This window comes from Paraburkholderia sp. BL10I2N1, assembly GCF_004361815.1.
Taxonomy (GTDB): Bacteria; Pseudomonadota; Gammaproteobacteria; order Burkholderiales; family Burkholderiaceae; genus Paraburkholderia.
Genome location: NZ_SNWA01000001.1, coordinates 1383184 through 1401756, shown reverse-complemented (window position 1 = coordinate 1401756; position 18573 = coordinate 1383184). Strand labels below are relative to the sequence as shown.

General features: G+C 60.3%; 16 protein-coding genes and 1 pseudogene. All 17 read left to right on the top strand.

Annotated features, from left to right (window positions below; translation table 11 throughout):
- The 17 genes and pseudogenes from B0G77_RS06580 (at position 1) to B0G77_RS06500 (ending at position 18191) form a co-directional block, all read left to right on the top strand.
- The gene (locus B0G77_RS06580; protein ID WP_133661384.1) at positions 1-1785 is read left to right on the top strand and encodes a branched-chain amino acid ABC transporter ATP-binding protein/permease; all 1785 of its coding nucleotides are present in this window, start codon (positions 1-3) and stop codon (positions 1783-1785) included.
- Positions 1785-2555, top strand: a complete 771-nt coding sequence (locus B0G77_RS06575; RefSeq protein WP_133664056.1) for an ABC transporter ATP-binding protein — start codon at positions 1785-1787, stop codon at positions 2553-2555. The genes B0G77_RS06580 and B0G77_RS06575 overlap by 1 nt, the downstream gene beginning before the upstream one ends.
- Before the next feature lie 174 nt (positions 2556-2729).
- On the top strand, positions 2730-4688 hold the full coding sequence (mnmG, locus tag B0G77_RS06570) for a tRNA uridine-5-carboxymethylaminomethyl(34) synthesis enzyme MnmG (RefSeq protein WP_133661383.1): 1959 nt from the start codon (positions 2730-2732) through the stop codon (positions 4686-4688).
- The gene (gene rsmG / locus B0G77_RS06565) at positions 4685-5374 is read left to right on the top strand and encodes a 16S rRNA (guanine(527)-N(7))-methyltransferase RsmG (protein ID WP_133661382.1); all 690 of its coding nucleotides are present in this window, start codon (positions 4685-4687) and stop codon (positions 5372-5374) included. Before mnmG ends, rsmG begins: the two co-directional genes overlap by 4 nt.
- A 55-nt stretch (positions 5375-5429) precedes the next feature.
- Positions 5430-6200 carry a ParA family protein gene (locus B0G77_RS06560; protein WP_133661381.1) on the top strand — a complete coding sequence of 257 codons (771 nt, stop codon included), beginning with the start codon at positions 5430-5432 and terminating at the stop codon, positions 6198-6200.
- A gap of 75 nt (positions 6201-6275) precedes the next feature.
- Entirely contained in the window at positions 6276-7163 is an 888-nt protein-coding gene (locus tag B0G77_RS06555; RefSeq protein WP_133661380.1) for a ParB/RepB/Spo0J family partition protein, read from the top strand.
- Between the two features lie 12 nt (positions 7164-7175).
- Positions 7176-8320, top strand: a pseudogene (locus tag B0G77_RS06550) (SLC13 family permease).
- Between the two features lie 280 nt (positions 8321-8600).
- Positions 8601-9146, top strand: coding sequence for an ATP synthase subunit I (locus tag B0G77_RS06545; protein WP_133661379.1), 546 nt, complete (start codon positions 8601-8603; stop codon positions 9144-9146).
- A 144-nt stretch (positions 9147-9290) separates the two neighbouring features.
- Entirely contained in the window at positions 9291-10142 is an 852-nt protein-coding gene (atpB, locus tag B0G77_RS06540; RefSeq protein WP_133661378.1) for a F0F1 ATP synthase subunit A, read from the top strand.
- Positions 10143-10228: 86 nt separating this feature from the next.
- A complete protein-coding gene (gene atpE, locus B0G77_RS06535) occupies positions 10229-10498 on the top strand; it encodes a F0F1 ATP synthase subunit C (protein ID WP_007180033.1) in 270 nt (89 codons plus the stop codon).
- A gap of 138 nt (positions 10499-10636) precedes the next feature.
- A complete protein-coding gene (locus B0G77_RS06530; protein WP_133661377.1) occupies positions 10637-11107 on the top strand; it encodes a F0F1 ATP synthase subunit B in 471 nt (156 codons plus the stop codon).
- A 2-nt stretch (positions 11108-11109) separates the two neighbouring features.
- Complete coding sequence (locus B0G77_RS06525) at positions 11110-11649, top strand: F0F1 ATP synthase subunit delta (protein WP_133661376.1); 540 nt, start codon at positions 11110-11112, stop codon at positions 11647-11649.
- A gap of 49 nt (positions 11650-11698) precedes the next feature.
- Positions 11699-13240, top strand: a complete 1542-nt coding sequence (atpA, locus tag B0G77_RS06520) for a F0F1 ATP synthase subunit alpha (RefSeq protein ID WP_133661375.1) — start codon at positions 11699-11701, stop codon at positions 13238-13240.
- A gap of 90 nt (positions 13241-13330) precedes the next feature.
- Complete coding sequence (gene atpG, locus B0G77_RS06515; RefSeq protein ID WP_133661374.1) at positions 13331-14221, top strand: F0F1 ATP synthase subunit gamma; 891 nt, start codon at positions 13331-13333, stop codon at positions 14219-14221.
- A 97-nt stretch (positions 14222-14318) separates the two neighbouring features.
- Positions 14319-15713: a F0F1 ATP synthase subunit beta gene (gene atpD, locus B0G77_RS06510; protein WP_133661373.1), complete on the top strand. Its 1395-nt coding sequence runs from the start codon at positions 14319-14321 to the stop codon at positions 15711-15713.
- A 105-nt stretch (positions 15714-15818) separates the two neighbouring features.
- Entirely contained in the window at positions 15819-16244 is a 426-nt protein-coding gene (locus tag B0G77_RS06505; protein WP_133661372.1) for a F0F1 ATP synthase subunit epsilon, read from the top strand.
- Between the two features lie 216 nt (positions 16245-16460).
- The gene (locus B0G77_RS06500; protein WP_133661371.1) at positions 16461-18191 is read left to right on the top strand and encodes an AMP-binding protein; all 1731 of its coding nucleotides are present in this window, start codon (positions 16461-16463) and stop codon (positions 18189-18191) included.
- The last annotated feature ends 382 nt before the right edge of the window (positions 18192-18573 follow it).

Sequence of the window (18573 nt, the reverse complement as noted above, 5' to 3'; positions counted from 1 at the left end):
ATGAAACGGATCATGCAAAACAGATTCTTCTGGCTGTTCCTCGTGGTGCTGTTTGCGCTGCCTGTCATGCCGCAGCCGATTCGCGTACCGGAGTACTGGGTCACGCTGCTCAACTACATCGGACTGTATTCCATCGTTGCCATCGGACTCGTGCTCCTGACCGGCATCGGCGGGATGACGAGCTTTGGGCAGGCGGCGTTCGTCGGTGTCGGCGCCTATACGACGGCGTATCTGACGACGCAGTTCGGCGTCTCGCCATGGCTCGCGCTGATCGCGGGTGTCGTGCTGACGGGCTTGATTGCGCTCGTGCTCGGGGCAGTGACGATGCGGTTGTCGGGACACTTCCTGCCGCTCGGAACAATCGCGTGGGGGCTCGCGCTGTTCTTCCTGTTCGGCAATCTCGACATGCTCGGCAAGTACGATGGCATCAACGGTATCCCGGTGCTAAACGTATTTGGCATCAATCTGGAATCGGGCCGGCATATTTATTACCTGATCTGGATTGTCGTGCTCGGCGCGGTGATCTCTGTTCAGAATCTGCTTAATAGCCGGCCGGGGCGCGCGATTCGGGCGCTGCGCGGGGGCGGCTCGATGGCTGAGGCGATGGGCGTCAACACCGCGTGGATGCGCGTGGTGATCTTTGTCTACGCGGCGGTTCTCGCGGCGATTTCCGGCTTTCTGTACGCCCATCTGCAGCGAGCCGTGAACCCGACGCCATTCGGCCTGAATCACGGCATCGAGTTCCTGTTCATGGCGGTGGTTGGCGGGGTGTCTCACGTTTGGGGTGCGGTGCTCGGCGCGACGATTCTGACCGTGCTGCAGGACTATCTGCAAACGCTGTTGCCGAAGCTGCTCGGCGAGAATGGCAATTTCGAAGTGATCGTCTTCGGCATTCTGATGGTGCTACTGCTGCAGTACGCGCGGCAGGGCGTCTGGCCGTTTGTCGCACGGTTCTTTCCACGCGGCCCGCGCGCACATGTGCCGGACGATGCCGAGCCATTGCCGCAGCGCAGCAAGCCGGCAGCGGGAGAGACGCTTTTGACGGTCAACAAGGCGCGCAAGCAGTTCGGCGGGCTTGTCGCAGTGAATGACGTCAGCTTCGAGGTGAAGGCTGGTCAGATCATCGGACTGATCGGCCCTAACGGCGCGGGCAAGTCGACAACGTTCAACCTCGTCACAGGCGTCTTGCAGTCGACCGGTGGAGAAATCAGCTTCCGCGGAGAACGGATCGATTCGCTGACGTCACGTGACATCGTGAGGCGCGGCATCGGGCGCACGTTCCAGCACGTCAAGCTTCTTCCCGGTATGACCGTGCTCGAGAACGTTGCGATCGGCGCACATCTGCGTGGCCACGCAGGCGTCTGGCGCAGCGTCGCAAGGCTCAACGGAGCGGAGGAGGCACGACTGATGGCGGAAGCGGCGAGACAGATCCGTCGCGTGGGCCTCGAGCAGCATATGTATGACGAAGCCGGGAGTCTTGCGCTCGGGAAGCAGCGGATTCTGGAAATCGCCCGAGCGCTGTGCTGCGATCCGACGCTGCTTCTGCTCGACGAGCCAGCGGCAGGACTCCGATATCAGGAAAAGCAACAACTGGCCGTCCTGTTGCGGAAGCTGAAAGAAGAGGGGATGAGCGTGCTGCTGGTCGAACACGACATGGATTTTGTGATGAACCTGACCGATCGGCTGGTGGTGATGGAGTTTGGGACACGGATCGCGGAAGGTCTGCCGCAGGATGTGCAGAAGGATCCTGCAGTGCTGGAAGCCTATCTTGGCGGGGTGGAATGATGACGCAGGGTACAACGGCGGATTCCGCCACGCCGATTCTTGACGTTACGGGGTTGTCTGTTCGTTACGGAAAGGTTGAGGCATTGCACGGTGCTGGCATCAAGGTGCGGCCCGGACAGATCGTTTCGGTGATCGGACCGAACGGCGCGGGCAAGTCCACGCTGCTCAACGCGATCATGGGGGCGCTGCCGGTGATCGGACACGCGAAGGGCGCGATCGTCTACCGAGGTGAAGACGTTAGTGCTGTGCCGGTCGAAAAACGAGTTGCGCGTGGAATGTGCCTTGTGCCGGAAAAGCGCGAGCTGTTTTCGACGATGACCGTCGAGGACAATCTGGTGCTTGGCGCGTATCGCCGCAAGCGCGCGGGCGAGCGCAACTACCTGGATCAGCTTGAGTCGGTGTTCACACTGTTTCCCCGGTTGAATGAGCGGCGGAAACAGGCCGCTGGCACGTTGTCGGGTGGGGAGCGGCAGATGCTGGCGGTGGGCCGGGCGCTGATGGGCAAGCCGGATCTGTTGATGCTGGATGAGCCGAGTCTCGGGCTTGCGCCGCTGATCGTGAAGGAGATCTTTCATATCATCAGCGCGCTCCGGCAAACGGGCGTCGCCACCTTGCTGATCGAACAGAACGCGCGTGCGGCGCTGCAGATATCTGACTACGGATACGTGCTGGAGACCGGCGAACTTGCGCTCGAGGGCGCCGCCGCGGATCTTGCGCAGAATCCGCGGGTCATCGAGACGTATCTGGGATTGGCGAAAAAGGTCGCGTAGGTCTCTCGAAGCGCTTCTGTCGGTCTCGTTAAAGCGGTGTGTTTCACGTGAAACACACCGCTTTTTTGTTGTTGGCCGAACGGACGAAATTCGGGCCAAAAGCGAACCCGTTATAATTCGCCCATACATTTTCCTCAGAAAGGCTCACGCGGCGCACTCGGCGTGAGATCCGCGATGCTTTATCCCACAGAGTTTGACGTAATTGTTGTCGGCGGCGGTCATGCCGGCACCGAAGCCGCACTGGCTTCCGCACGCATGGGCGCAAAAACGCTCCTGCTGACGCACAACATCGAGACCCTCGGTCAGATGAGTTGCAATCCGTCGATCGGCGGCATTGGCAAGGGCCATCTGGTCAAGGAAGTCGATGCGCTGGGCGGCGCAATGGCTGCTGCAACCGACGAGGGCGGCATTCAGTTCCGCATTCTCAATTCGTCGAAGGGGCCGGCGGTTCGCGCAACGCGTGCACAGGCCGATCGTCTGCTTTACAAGCAGGCTATCCGACATCGTCTGGAGAATCAGCCGAACCTGTGGCTGTTCCAGCAGGCGGTCGATGATCTGATGGTGGAAGGCGATCGCGTGGTGGGAGCAGTGACGCAGGTCGGGATTCGTTTCCGCTCTCGCGCTGTGGTGCTTACTGCCGGGACGTTTCTGGACGGCAAGATTCACGTCGGTCTCAACAACTATACCGGCGGGCGAGCAGGTGATCCTGCTGCTGTGTCGTTGTCCGCACGGCTGAAGGAGTTGAAGCTGCCGCAGGGGCGGCTCAAAACGGGTACGCCGCCGCGGATTGATGGCCGTACGATCGATTTCTCGAAGCTTGAAGAGCAACCCGGCGATCTGGATCCGGTGCCGGTGTTTTCCTTTCTCGGCCGCGTCGAGCAACACCCGCGACAGGTGCCGTGCTGGGTGACGCACACGAACGAGCGCACGCATGACATCATTCGCGGCGGTCTCGATCGGTCGCCAATGTACACGGGCGTGATCGAAGGGGTAGGGCCCCGGTATTGCCCGTCGATCGAGGACAAGATTCATCGGTTCGCCTCGAAGGAGTCGCACCAGATCTTCCTGGAGCCGGAAGGGCTGACGACCAACGAGTTTTATCCGAACGGCATCTCGACGAGCCTACCGTTTGATGTGCAACTGGAACTCGTGCGCTCGATGCGCGGGCTGGAGCACGCGCATATCCTGCGCCCCGGATATGCGATTGAATACGACTACTTCGATCCTCGCGGGCTAAAGGCTTCGTTGGAAACCAAGGTAATCGACGGTTTGTTCTTCGCCGGCCAGATCAATGGCACGACGGGCTACGAGGAAGCGGCCGCCCAAGGGTTGCTCGCGGGTATCAACGCGGGTTTGCAGGTGCAAGGCAAGGACGCCTGGTGTCCACGCCGGGATCAGGCTTATCTCGGCGTGCTGGTCGATGATCTGGTGACGCGCGGCGTGTCAGAGCCGTACCGGATGTTCACCAGCCGGGCCGAATATCGATTGAGTCTCCGTGAAGACAACGCTGATATGCGTTTGACAGAGATCGGTCGTGAACTTGGGGTGGTGGACGACGCCCGCTGGGATGCATTCAGTCGCAAGCGCGATGCTGTTTCACGTGAAACAGTGCGCCTTCGCACGACGTGGGTCAATCCTAAGACTTTATCGGCCGATGAAGCGACAGTGCTGCTCGGCAAGCCAATCGATCACGAATACAGCCTCGCCGACCTGCTACGGCGCCCTGGCGTGACGTATGACGGCGTCTGCGGTTTGCTCGAGGGGAACTGTGGGCCCACCGAAGCCTTGGCCGACGACGATGTTCTCTTGGCGCAGATCAAGGAACAGATCGAGATTGGCGTCAAATATCAGGGCTACATCGAACGTCAAGCGGGCGAAATCGAGCGCAACGAAGCGCACGAAAATACACGCCTGCCGGAAGGTCTGGACTATGCCGAAGTGCGCGGCCTGTCGTTTGAAGCGCGTCAGAAGCTGACGCAGTTCCGGCCGGAGACGATAGGGCAGGCGTCGCGTATTTCCGGCATCACGCCGGCCGCTATTTCATTGCTGATGGTTCATTTGAAACGCGGCCTGGGGCGCCGCTCGACGAAACCGGCCGACAAGGGCACCGACAGCACGCCGGTGGCCCAATGACCGCAAGGCAAAGAAGCTTCGGCGGGAATGACACCCGTGAGTCTTTGGCCGCACTGCTGGCTGAGGGCGCACGCGAACTCGACCTCGATCTGGCCATCGAGCAGCAAGAAAAGCTGCTCGACTATGTCGCGTTGCTCGCCAAATGGAACGCGGTGTACAACCTGACGGCGATCCGTGATCCCCGGCAGATGCTGATCCAGCACATTCTCGATTCCCTCTCGATCGTGCCGCACCTTGCCGGGCGTGGTCGTTCGTCGGTGCTCGATGTGGGCTCGGGTGGTGGATTGCCTGGTATCGTTCTCGCCATCGTGCTGCCGGACTGGACCGTCACGCTGAACGACATCGTTCATAAGAAGACGGCCTTTCAGTCCCAGGCCAAGGCCGAGTTGGGTCTCGCGAATCTGTCGGTCGTGACCGGACGGGTCGAAACATTGAAGCCCGGGGTCGAGGTGCCGGCTAAATTCGGTGTAATCGTGTCGCGCGCGTTCGCAGATCTCTCAGATTTCGTTACACTGGCCCGTCATCTCGTCGCAGAGCAGGGCGCAATCTGGGCGATGAAGGGTGTACGTCCTGACGGCGAGATAGAGCGGCTACCAGCCGGCGCGCACGTGAATCAGGTTATCCGGCTCAAAGTACCGTCGCTCGATGCAGAGCGGCACCTCGTCGAAGTAACGCTGGGCGTCTGACTGAAGCAACACCGTCATTCCAATCACTCAAAGCGGCAAAAGGGACACACCAACGATGGCAAAGATCTTCTGTGTTGCGAACCAGAAGGGCGGCGTCGGTAAGACGACGACAGCAGTCAATCTCGCCGCGAGCCTCGTATCACAGGGACAGCGGGTCCTGCTCATCGATCTGGATCCGCAGGGCAATGCCACCATGGGCAGCGGCATCGACAAGGCCGCATGCGAGAACACGGTGTATGAGGTGCTGGTGGACGGCGTCACGGTTGCGGATGCACGCGTGAAGCCCGAAGGTGTTTCGTATGATGTATTGCCGGCCAATCGCGAACTTGCCGGCGCAGAAGTAGAGTTGGTCACCGTTGAGAATCGCGAGCGCCAGTTGAAAGACGCACTCGCGCTGGTCGCCGGTGACTACGACTTTGTGCTGATTGACTGCCCTCCGGCGCTATCCCTTTTGACGCTCAACGGCCTGTGCGCCGCCCATGGCGTGGTGATCCCGATGCAGTGCGAGTACTTCGCGCTCGAAGGCCTCTCGGATCTCGTCAACACGATCAAGCAGGTGCACGCGAACCTGAACCGCGATTTGAAGGTGATTGGCTTGCTGCGCGTGATGTTCGATCCGCGCATCACATTGCAGCAGCAGGTCTCCGACCAGTTGAAAGAGCATTTTGGTGACAAGGTGTTTGATGTCGTGATCCCGCGCAACGTGCGCCTTGCGGAAGCGCCAAGCTACGGCTTGCCGGGGGTGGTATTCGACAGGGCGTCGCGGGGCGCTCAGGCGTACGTTCAGTTTGGTGCGGAAATGATCGAGCGGGTGCGGGCGCTGTAGCGTGCGAACAGGGACGTAGAGTGGGGAAACAAGGTGGCGAACAAGGCAGCACTCAAGGCGGATCGAGGAAGCACGATGAACGCAGTGGCTAGAAAGAAGGGACTAGGCCGGGGGCTCGAGGCATTGCTGGGCGGAAGCGCGGATATCACCGAAGCGGTGAAGATCAACGGCGCCCCCAACGTGTTACCTCTCGACAAATTGCAGGCCGGAAAGTATCAGCCGCGTATGCGGATGGATGAAGGCGCATTGCAGGAACTGGCCGCGAGCATTCGCGCGCAGGGGCTGATGCAACCGATCCTCGTGCGGCCGGTATCGGCGGACATGTACGAAATCATCGCCGGCGAGCGTCGGTTCCGCGCTGCACGTCTCGCCGGACTCGACGAAGTGCCGGTGCTGGTGAAGGAGGTGCCCGACCAGGTCGCCGCGGCCATGGCGCTTATCGAGAACATCCAGCGCGAGGATCTGAATCCGCTGGAAGAAGCGCAGGGCATCCAGCGTCTGCTCGACGAATTCCATTTCACGCATGAGCAGGCGGCGGAGTCGGTGGGTCGTTCGCGTAGCGCGGTGTCGAACCTGCTGCGCCTGCTGAATCTCGCGGCGCCTGTGCAGACCATGCTGCTGGCCGGCGATCTCGACATGGGGCACGCTCGCGCACTGCTCGCCGTCGACGGCGCGACGCAGATCACGCTCGCGAATCAGGTTGTTAACAAGAGGATGTCGGTGCGTGAGACCGAAAAGCTGGTGACCACGACGACGAAGGCTGCGCCCGCCGTGAAGGCGCGCGCGAGCAATGATGGCGGTCGTGACACGCGGCGTCTGGAGGAGGAACTCTCCGATCTCCTCGCCGCCACAGTGAAGATCAAGCTGGGCCGGCGTGGACGAGGGCAGGTGCTCGTCGACTTCGGTGACCTCGATGCGCTCGAAGGCATCCTCGTGCGTCTTCGCGGCAACGCAACTGCCTGAACGCCCGCAATCGTGCCGGTAGCGGAGCGCACGTCCAAGGCGCCTGGAAAAGTCTTCCGCGGGCTGCTTGCTTTCGCCGCAAAAGAGCCGGTGTTGTCCGTGCTCGTCGCTGCGCTGATCGCACTACAATGCCTGCATCCGCGTGGACCACGCTGCCGGCGCTGGTCGACTGGCAGACAGTCTTGACACTGACAGGACTCCTGATATTGACGAGGGCCGTCGAATCTTCAGGATTCCTGATGTGGATGGCGCATCGTGTCGTGCATCGCATTCACTCCGAACGAGGACTGGCCTATCTGATGATCGGCCTTGCGGCGACCTTGTCGACGCTGCTGACCAATGACGTTGCGTTATTCGTCGTCGTGCCGCTTGCGCTTTCGCTGCACAAGCTGACACCGTTGCCGATTCGGCGCCTCGTCATTTTTATCGCATTCGCGGTGAACGCCGGCTCGATCCTGACGCCTCTTGGCAACCCGCAGAATCTGTTCCTGTGGCAAACAAGCGGGGTGTCGTTCATCCGCTTTGTGTGGGCGCTTGGGCCGCTTTGCGCCGCGCTGATGGTGATGCTTTATCTGCTGACGGCTGCGGCGTTTCGGGCGAACCCGCTCGATCTGTCGAAAGATGTGGAGCCGCATCCGGTCGACCGGCCGCTTGTCGGCGTCGCCGCGCTGCTGTTCGTCGCTTTTGTGCTGCTCGCCGATGCGCATCACGCCGGCGCCGGAGTCGCCGGCGTCGGAATCGGTTTTCTGCTATGGCGTAACAAGATCGTGCTGAAAATCGACTGGCTGCTGCTGATGATCTTCGTATTCATGTTCATCGTACTGCGCAGTGTCGCCGCACTGCCCTGGGTGCATGAAGTGATCGGACAGTTCGGGCTCCAGACGCCGCTGCGCGCGTATGCCGCCGGTGCGATTCTGTCTCAGGGCATCAGCAACGTTCCCGCAGCGATCATGCTCGCCGAGTTCACAAAAGACTGGCGCGCGCTCGCGTTCGGTGTGAGCGTCGGTGGTTTCGGTATTGCCATTGGTTCGCTCGCCAATCTGATCGCCGTGCGGCTTTCAAAAGAGCATGGCATGTGGCTGCAATTCCATCTGTTTTCGATGCCATTCTGGATCGCGAGCGGCATCGTCGGCGGCTGGCTTCTGTTGCATTTATGACACGCGAGAACAGCGTCTGACGACGTCGCAAAAGACCCCGCAAGACATGACTCAAGCAAGCCAATTTCGCCTTGCCGCGACTGCCTTACAGTTCCAGTGTCTACTGCCGTAGACGACCACTTTTCGCATCATGAAGGCTCGTTTCACGAGGGTTATTGGTCGACTTAAAGTCTTGAATTGCCTGCAACTATCGCTTACAATCGCCCGGATTTATTTGCTAGGCAACCCCGTAAACGCTGCGTAAGCTCGCGGGCTGAACAGGACTCTGCGGAACACTGCGATGGTGGCTCAATCGTCGAATAAGACGCCGGACGAAGGGCACGACGAACACCGCGCAGCACGCTCCGTTTCAGATGCGTCCGCCGGTCAGCACGCAATGCAGGACGATGCGGGGGATGTCGAGCAGCAAGATAACAATATCGTTCCGCTCACGCGGGCCGAAGCAGAAAAGCTGTTTGGTCCGAACGTGAGTCGTCCATCGCGCGTTACACCTTTCCGGGTCGTGGCAGCGCAAATGGTTTTGTCCCTGGGTGCGACGCTGTTGTGGTGGCTGTTCTACAAGCCGCCGGGTGATGCTGCGCTGTCCGCATTCCTGGGAGGGGCGATCTGCTGGGTGCCGGGTGCGATGTTCGCGGCACGTCTGAGAACGCTGAGTGGCGCCGAAACAGTGATGAGCTGGATGATCGGCGAAGCGCTCAAGATGGGAGCCACGATCGCGATGTTTGTTGCCATCGCTTTCTGGTATCACGACGTACGCTGGGTGCCGCTGCTCGTGACCTACCTCATCGCGCTGAAGACGTACTGGATCGCGCTGGCCTGGCGGTGAAGTAGAAAAGAATAGAGGCTGACGCACGGCGTCAGTATCAGACGCGCGGATTCGACACGATCCGCGTTGGCGTGTTCCCGCAATGCTGTATTGCGGCGGGAATGGCCAGAGACGATTTTCGACAATTTGGGTGGCATTAACGATATGGCAGCTAGCGAAGGCACGCGCGCTCTGGATCCGTCCGAGTACATCGCGCACCACTTGCAGAATTTTTCCACTGCACACCAGACGTCGATTTTCGACATTCACGTGTGGAATCTGGATACCCTTTTCTGGTCGATCGTTTGCGGTCTGGCCACCATCCTGATTCTGCATCTCGCTGCCCGCAAGGCGACTTCCGGCGTGCCGGGCCGCTTCCAGTGCGCAGTCGAAATGCTGGTCGAGATGGTCGAAGATCAATCGAAGTCGATGATCCACGGTAGCCGTGTATTCATCGCTCCCCTCGCGCTGACCGTGTTCGTCTGGGTCGCGCTGATGAACTCCCTCGACTTCATCCCCGTCGACCTGCCGGGTCGGGTCATCGGCTGGCTGGGTCTCTCCGAAGCCATTCCGCATCATCGCATCGTGCCGACCGCCGACCTCAACGGCACGCTCGGCATCGCGCTCGGCGTGTTCGCGCTGATGATTTACTACAACTTCAAGATCAAAGGCGCCGGCGGCTTCGTGCATGAACTGCTGTCCGCGCCGTTCGGTGCGCATCCGCTGCTGTGGATTCCGAACCTCGCACTGAACATCATCGAGTTCGTCGCGAAAACGGTTTCGCTCGGTATGCGGCTGTTCGGCAACATGTACGCCGGCGAACTTCTGTTCCTGCTGATTGCCCTGCTTGGCAGCATGTGGGGTTTCGGCGCGGACCTTACAGTCCTCGGCTTCATCGGTCACGTGATCGCGGGTACGGTCTGGGCGATCTTCCACATTCTGATCGTCCTGCTGCAAGCGTTCATTTTCATGATGCTGACCCTGGTGTACATCGGTCAGGCGCACGACACCCACTAACGTGGTGTGTCGACCAGAAGACTCGTTTTTAGTTTTTAGTTTTCCATTAAATCCCAGTTCCAAAGTCTTTTCACAAAGGAGTGATCATGCAAGCTTTTATCGCCAACATCCAGGGTCTGACCGCCATCGGTATCGGCATCATCATCGGCCTGGGTGCAATCGGCGCCTGTATCGGTATCGGTCTGATGGGCGGCAAGTACATTGAAGCGTGCGCCCGCCAGCCGGAACTGATGAACCCGCTGCAAACCAAGATGTTCCTGTTGGCTGGTCTGATCGATGCGGCGTTTCTGATTGGCGTTGGTGTGGCAATGCTGTTTGCGTTCGCGAACCCGCTGCTGTCGAAGTTGGCAGGCTGAGGTTCCTCGGAAGTTTGCGCCTGACCTATAACGGATAAGGGCGCAGGGCGGAACGGGTACTCGGGCGCTGATCGACGACAGAATCGATGAGCGCCTTACCGTTTCGATTTCCGATATCGCAACGTTTAAGGAAACACCGTGAATCTCAACGCAACCCTGTTTGCGCAAATGGTCGTGTTCCTGATCCTCGCGTGGTTCACGATGAAGTTCGTGTGGCCGCCGCTGATCAACGCCATCGACGAGCGCTCGAAGAAGATCGCCGACGGTCTGTCGGCCGCTGAAAAGGGCAAGGCGGAACTCGAAGCTGCTCACAAGCGCGTCGACCAGGAACTGGCACAGGCTCGCAACGATGGTCAGCAACGTATCGCTGAAGCCGAAAAGCGCGCAGTATCAGTAGCTGGTGAAATCAAGGCCCAGGCACAAGCCGAAGCAGCCCGCATCGTTGCTCAGGCCAAGGCCGACGCCGAGCAGCAAGTCGTGAAGGCGCGTGAAGCGCTGCGCGGCGAAGTGGCCGCACTCGCTGTGAAGGGCGCCGAGCAGATCCTGAAGCGCGAAGTCGACCAGGCAGCTCACGCTGACCTGCTGAATCAACTGAAAGCTGAGCTCTGATCATGGCCGAACTTGCAACCATCGCCCGTCCGTACGCAGAAGCGCTGTTTGGCGTGGCCGAAGCTGGTGACATCGCCGCCTGGTCCACGCTCGTGCAGGAGCTGGCACAGGTTGCGCGTCTGCCCGAAGTGCTGTCGGTCGCCACGAGCCCGAAAGTGAGCCGCGCGCAGGTCAGCGATCTGCTGCTCTCCGCGGTGAAGTCGCCGCTGAAGGAAAACACGCAGGCGAAGAATTTCGTGCAGATGCTGGTCGACAATCATCGTCTGCAACTGCTGCCGGGAATCGCCACGCAGTTCGAAGAGTTGAAAAATGCCCGCGAAGGGGCGGCCGATGTGCTGGTCGTCAGCGCATTCCCGCTCGAAGGCGCGCAGTTGAACGACCTCGTCGCAAGTCTCGAACGCAGATTCAAGCGCAAACTGAAGCCGACGGTTGAAGTCGACCCGTCGTTGATCGGCGGCGTTCGCGTGACGGTCGGTGACGAAGTGCTCGATACCTCGGTCCGCGCGCGGCTCGCCAGCATGCAGACGGCTTTGACCGCCTGAAGCGCTTACGCGGCTGGCACGCAACAGAATTGACTATCAGGAGCGAATAATGCAACTCAATCCCTCTGAGATCAGCGAGCTGATCAAGAGCCGGATCCAGGGCCTTGAAGCGAGCGCAGACGTTCGCAACCAGGGCACCGTGATCTCCGTGACCGACGGTATCGTGCGTATCCACGGCCTGTCGGAAGCAATGCAAGGCGAAATGCTCGAATTCCCGGGCAATACCTTCGGTCTCGCGCTGAACCTCGAGCGCGACTCGGTCGGCGCCGTGATTCTGGGTGAATACGAACACATTTCGGAAGGCGACATCGTCAAGACGACGGGCCGCATTCTCGAAGTCCCGGTGGGCCCGGAACTGGTCGGCCGCGTGGTCGACGCGCTCGGCAACCCGATCGACGGTAAGGGCCCGATCAACGCGAAGATGACCGACGCAATCGAAAAGATTGCTCCGGGCGTGATCTGGCGTAAGTCGGTGTCGCAGCCGGTGCAAACCGGTCTGAAGTCGATCGACGCCATGGTGCCGATCGGTCGTGGCCAGCGTGAGCTGATCATCGGCGACCGTCAGTGCGGCAAGACCGCAGTGGCTGTCGACACGATCATCAACCAGAAGGGCAAGGACCTGATCTGTATCTACGTCGCGATCGGCCAGAAGGCTTCGTCGATCATGAACGTGGTGCGCAAGCTCGAAGAAACCGGCGCGTTGGCCTACACGATCGTTGTCTCGGCTTCGGCATCGGAATCGGCTGCGACGCAATACCTTGCACCGTATGCGGGCTGCACGATGGGCGAATACTTCCGCGATCGTGGCCAGGACGCGCTGATCATTTACGACGACTTGACCAAGCAAGCCTGGGCGTACCGTCAGATCTCGCTGCTGCTGCGCCGCCCGCCGGGCCGCGAAGCGTATCCGGGTGACGTGTTCTATCTGCACTCGCGTCTGCTGGAGCGCGCGGCTCGCGTGTCGGAAGAGTACGTCGAGAAGTTCACGAACGGCGAAGTCAAGGGCAAGAGCGGTTCGTTGACGGCACTGCCGGTCATCGAAACGCAGGCAGGCGACGTGACGGCATTCGTGCCGACGAACGTGATCTCGATTACCGACGGCCAGATCTTCCTCGAAACCGACCTTTTCAACGCAGGTATCCGCCCGGCGATTAATGCTGGTGTGTCGGTCTCGCGCGTTGGCGGTGCGGCTCAGACGAAGGTCGTGAAGAAGCTGTCGGGCGGTATCCGTACCGACCTTGCGCAGTACCGTGAACTGGCCGCATTCGCGCAGTTTGCCTCGGACCTCGACGAAGCCACCCGCAAGCAGCTCGAGCGCGGCCGCCGCGTGACGGAACTGCTCAAGCAGCCGCAGTATCAACCGCTGCAGGTGTGGGAACTGGCGGTGTCGCTGTTCGCAGCGAACAACGGCTACCTCGACGATCTCGAAGTCGCGCAGGTGCTGCCGTTCGAGAAGGGCATGCGCGAATTCCTGAAGTCGAAGCACGCTGACCTGATCAAGCGCATCGAAGATAACAAGGACTTGTCGAAGGACGACGAGGGGCTGCTGCATACTGCCCTCAAGGACTTCAAGAAGTCCGGCGCTTACTGATCCGCGAGTGACCCGCAAGGCATAAACGGACCTTGAAGCGGCGCGGGCAGCAGGCAACTGCCCCGCGCTGCTTCGATCAAGGAGCAAGCAATGGCTGGAATGAAGGAAATTCGCGGCAAGATCAAGAGCGTGCAAAACACGCGCAAGATCACGAAAGCGATGGAGATGGTGGCCGCATCGAAGATGCGTCGCGCTCAGGAGCGCATGCGCGCTGCTCGCCCGTATGCCGATAAGGTCCGCGACATCGCTGCGCACATGAGCCGTGCGAACCCGGAGTATCGTCACCCGTTCATGGTGCCGAACGACGACGCGAAGACGGCGGGCATCATTCTTGTCACGACCGACAAGGGCCTGTGCGGCGGCATGAACACGAACGTGCTGCGCGCTTCGCTCCAGAAGTTCAAAGAGCTGGAAGCCGCTGGCAAGAGCATCGAAGCAACGGCGATCGGGACGAGGGGCCTCGGCTTTCTGAACCGTCTGCGCGCGAACGTAGTGTCGAGTGTCGTTCAACTGGGCGATACGCCGCACCTTGAAAGGCTGATCGGTGCGGTGAAGTTGCAGCTCGACCTGTACTCGGAAGGCAAGGTTTCCGCGGTGTACCTCGCGTACACGCGCTTCATCAATACGATGAAGCAGGAGCCGGTGATCGAGCAGCTGCTGCCGCTGGCGGCAGAAGACTTCGAGCGCAAGGATCAGGCCGGTGACGACGCTACGCCGAAGTCTTCGTGGGACTACATCTACGAGCCGGACGCGCAGGCAGTGGTGGACGAGCTGCTCGTGCGTTATGTCGAGGCGCTGGTCTATCAGGCCGTCGCGGAAAACATGGCATCGGAGCAGTCGGCACGGATGGTCGCGATGAAGGCCGCTTCGGACAACGCGAAGACGGTCATCAACGAACTGCAGCTCGTATACAACAAGAGCCGCCAGGCCGCGATCACGAAGGAACTGTCGGAAATCGTCGGTGGCGCCGCAGCAGTCTGACCGTGACGGTCTGACGATGCGGGCATGCGCCGCGAGGCGAGCCCACCGAAACTGCGCCCTTGCGCGAGTGAAGAATTGAGTATCTAAAGGAAAAGCGATGAGTACTACTGCTTTGGTAGAAGGCAAGATCGTACAGTGCATCGGCGCGGTGATCGACGTGGAATTCCCGCGTGAAACCCTGCCGAAGATCTACGACGCGCTCATTCTCGAAGGTTCGGAACTGACCCTCGAAGTCCAGCAGCAGCTGGGCGACGGCGTTGTCCGTACCATCTGTCTGGGTGCTTCGGACGGTCTGCGCCGTGGCACGGTGGTGAAGAACACCGGCAAGCCGATCAGCGTGCCGGTCGGCAAACCGACCCTCGGCCGGATCATGGACGTGCTGGGCCGTCCGATCGACGAAGCCGGTCCGATCAACTCGGACGTCGTGCGCGGTATTCACCAGAAGGCACCGGCGTTCGAAGAACTGTCGCCGTCGACCGAGCTGCTCGAAACGGGCATCAAGGTTATCGACCTGATCTGCCCGTTCGCGAAGGGCGGCAAGGTTGGTCTGTTTGGCGGTGCAGGCGTCGGCAAGACCGTGAACATGATGGAACTCATCAACAACATCGCGAAGGAACACGGCGGTTACTCCGTGTTCGCCGGTGTTGGCGAGCGTACCCGTGAAGGGAACGACTTCTATCACGAAATGAAGGACTCGAACGTTCTCGACAAGGTCGCGCTGGTGTACGGCCAGATGAACGAGCCGCCGGGCAACCGTCTGCGCGTCGCGCTGACCGGTCTGACGATGGCTGAGCACTTCCGTGACGAAGGCCTCGACGTGCTGTTTTTCGTCGACAACATTTACCGTTTCACGCTGGCCGGTACCGAAGTGTCGGCACTGCTTGGCCGGATGCCGTCGGCAGTGGGCTATCAGCCGACGCTGGCTGAAGAAATGGGCAAGCTGCAAGAGCGTATTACGTCGACCAAGGCTGGCTCCATCACGTCGGTGCAGGCCGTGTACGTCCCTGCGGATGACTTGACCGACCCGTCGCCGGCTACGACCTTCGGCCACCTGGATGCAACCGTCGTGTTGTCGCGTGACATCGCTTCGCTCGGTATCTATCCGGCCGTTGACCCGCTCGATTCGACCTCGCGTCAGATCGACCCGAACGTGATCGGCGAAGAGCACTACTCGATCACGCGCGGCGTGCAGCAAACGCTGCAGCGCTACAAGGAACTGCGCGACATTATCGCGATTCTGGGTATGGACGAACTGTCGCCGGAAGACAAGCTGACGGTCGCGCGCGCTCGTAGGATCCAGCGTTTCCTGTCGCAGCCGTTCCACGTTGCCGAAGTGTTCACGGGCTCGCCGGGCAAGTACGTGCCGCTGAAGGAAACGATCCGCGGCTTCAAGATGATCGTCGAAGGTGAGTGCGATCATCTGCCGGAGCAGGCCTTCTACATGGTCGGCACGATCGACGAAGCCTTCGAAAAGGCCAAGAAGATCCAGTAAAGGTCGGGTGTAATGAAGCGGGCGCCGCGCCGCATGTGAAAGCTACCCAAACGGTGGCTTTGCGTAAAACCGGCGCCCTCGTAATACGCTCAACCAGGAGTCGATATGGCAACCATTAAAGTAGACGTCGTCAGCGCGGAAGAGCAGATCTTTTCGGGCCAGGCGAAATTCGTCGCGCTCCCGGGCGAAGCGGGCGAGCTTGGCATTCTGCCGGGCCACACGCCGCTCATCACGCGGATTCGTCCGGGTGCGGTGCGCATCGAAGCTGAAAACGGCGAAGAAGAGTTTGTGTTCGTTGCCGGCGGCATTCTCGAGGTTCAACCAGGTGCGGTGACGGTTCTGGCCGACACGGCGATCCGCGGAAAGGATCTCGACGAAGCCAAGGCCGAAGCGGCTCGCAAGCGTGCGGAAGAAGCGCTGCAGAACACGGGTTCGAACCTCGAGTACGCGACCGCACAAGCGGAACTCGCCTACGCGACGGCTCAACTCGCTGCAATCCAGCGTCTGCGCAAGCTGCGCGGTCAGCGCTAAATCTGCCGCGGCGAAAGCTGAAAGGAAAAGGCAGCCCCCACGGGCTGCTTTTTTTTGATCTGAGCTTGACGTTTACGGAAAGGTCAGAAAAATCACGTGTCAGGTGCAGCGCCTATGCTGCGGGTAAGACTTGATGCCGTCCGGTCACAAGCCGATGGCACAATCGGTTTCAAATTCATTTCAATAGAGCGACGTTCCGCTCACGGAGACGACACCATGGCAACGCAAGCTGCAGGCGACGGCGCCCTCATCGAACCGAAGGACGGACTCTCGTACGTACGTGGCTCGACGGAGATTCCGCTCAGCGAGGCAACCGTCGGACAGTTTCTGCTGGCTTCTGCGCAGCGCTTTCCGGACCGGCCCGCTGTGGTGTTTCGAGAGCAGGGCATTCGCTGGACATGGAAGGAGTTCGCAGATGAAGTCGACGTGTTCGCGGCGGGTTTGCTTGCGCTTGGGATCCAGACGGGCGATCGGGTCGGGATCTGGTCGCCTAACCGGGTGGAGTGGCTCCTGACGCAGTTTGCGACTGCGCGTATCGGCGCGGTGCTCGTCAACATCAATCCGGCCTACCGGCTCGCCGAACTTGAATACGCGCTGAACAAGGTGGGTTGCAAGGCGATCATTGCGGCAGAGCGTTTCAAGACATCGATGTATCTGGAGATGCTGAAGGAGCTTGCTCCCGAGCTGGCAACGCATGCGCCCGGCGATCTGCATGCGGCGCGTCTGCCAGATCTGCGCATTGTCATCCGCATGTGCGACACCGAAACGCCGGGGATGCTGACGTTTTCCGACGTGATCGAGCAAGGCCGGGTGACGCTCGACGTCGAGAAGCTCGACGCGATCGGCGCCACACTTTCGCCGAACGACCCAATCAACATCCAGTTTACGAGCGGCACGACGGGTAATCCGAAAGGGGCGACGCTCACGCATCGAAACGTCGTGAACAACGCCCGCTACATCGCGATGGCGATGCGCCTCACCGAACAGGACGGGCTGTGCATTCCGGTGCCGCTGTACCACTGCTTCGGCATGGTGCTGGCGGTGCTCGCCTGCGTGTCTGTCGGCGCAAACATGGTGTTTCCGGGCGAAGCGTTCGACCCCGCGGCGACACTCGCCGCCGTCGCCGAAGAAAAATGCACGGCGCTGCATGGCGTGCCGACCATGTTCATCGCCGAACTCGACCATCCGGATTTCGCTTCCTTTGATCTCACGCGCTTGCGCACAGGCATCATGGCTGGCTCCCCGTGTCCGATCGAGACGATGAAAAAGGTCGTATCGAAGATGCACCTGGCGGAAATTACGATCGCGTATGGCATGACGGAGACAAGCCCCGTGTCGTTCCAGAGTTCGACTACGGACCCGCTCGACAAGCGTACGACGACGGTCGGCCGCATCCAGCCCCATCTAGAGGTGAAGATCGTCGATGCACTGGGCGACGTCGTTCCTGTTGGAGAGACGGGGGAGTTGTGCACCAGGGGCTACTCGGTCATGCAGGGCTACTGGGGCGACGAGGCGAAGACGCGTGAGAGCATCATCGACGGCTGGATGCATACCGGCGACCTCGCGACGATCGACGCAGAGGGTTACTGCAATATCGTCGGTCGCTTGAAGGACATGTTGATTCGCGGGGGGGAGAACATCTATCCGCGCGAGATCGAGGAATACCTGTTTCGCCATCCGAAGATCCAGAGCGTTCAGGTGTTTGGCGTGCCGGACGCGAAGTACGGTGAGGAAGTGTGCGCGTGGATCGTGCTGCGTCAGGGCGAGCAGGCGACTGCGGAGGAAATACAGGAGTTTTGCCGTGGGCAGATTGCGCACTACAAGGTGCCGAAACACATCCGCTTTGTCGACGAACTCCCCATGACTGTGACCGGTAAGGTGCAGAAGTTCGTCATGCGCGAACGCATGATCAATGAGCTGAAGCTGACAGAGCAGAAAACCGCGTGAGTGTGGCGAGGCTCTGTGCGCATCGCGCACAGAGCTCTCTCTCTACAGCTGGGGACGGCAAACGTTCGCGAAAAACCGGCGCCCTGTGGGAGCCACAAACCTGGCTGGCAAACGTTTGGCGAGGCGAAAAAAAAGCGGGCCTGGAGCCCGCTAAAAACCACACGCTACGGGGTTAGCGCGAGGAGACCAATGAAGGAACCGACTGGGACGACGCCATGCTGGTAGCAGCGCCGGCCACGGCCCCAGCAGGGATGCCCCCTTGTCAGGGCTTCGGCCATAGCCGACCGGCGTGGTGCATCGTATCCGCTCACACTACGCACCCAGCCACATCCGTGTTGAAACCGTTGAAGGGCATTGTGGGCGAATTACTCTAGTAGCGCGG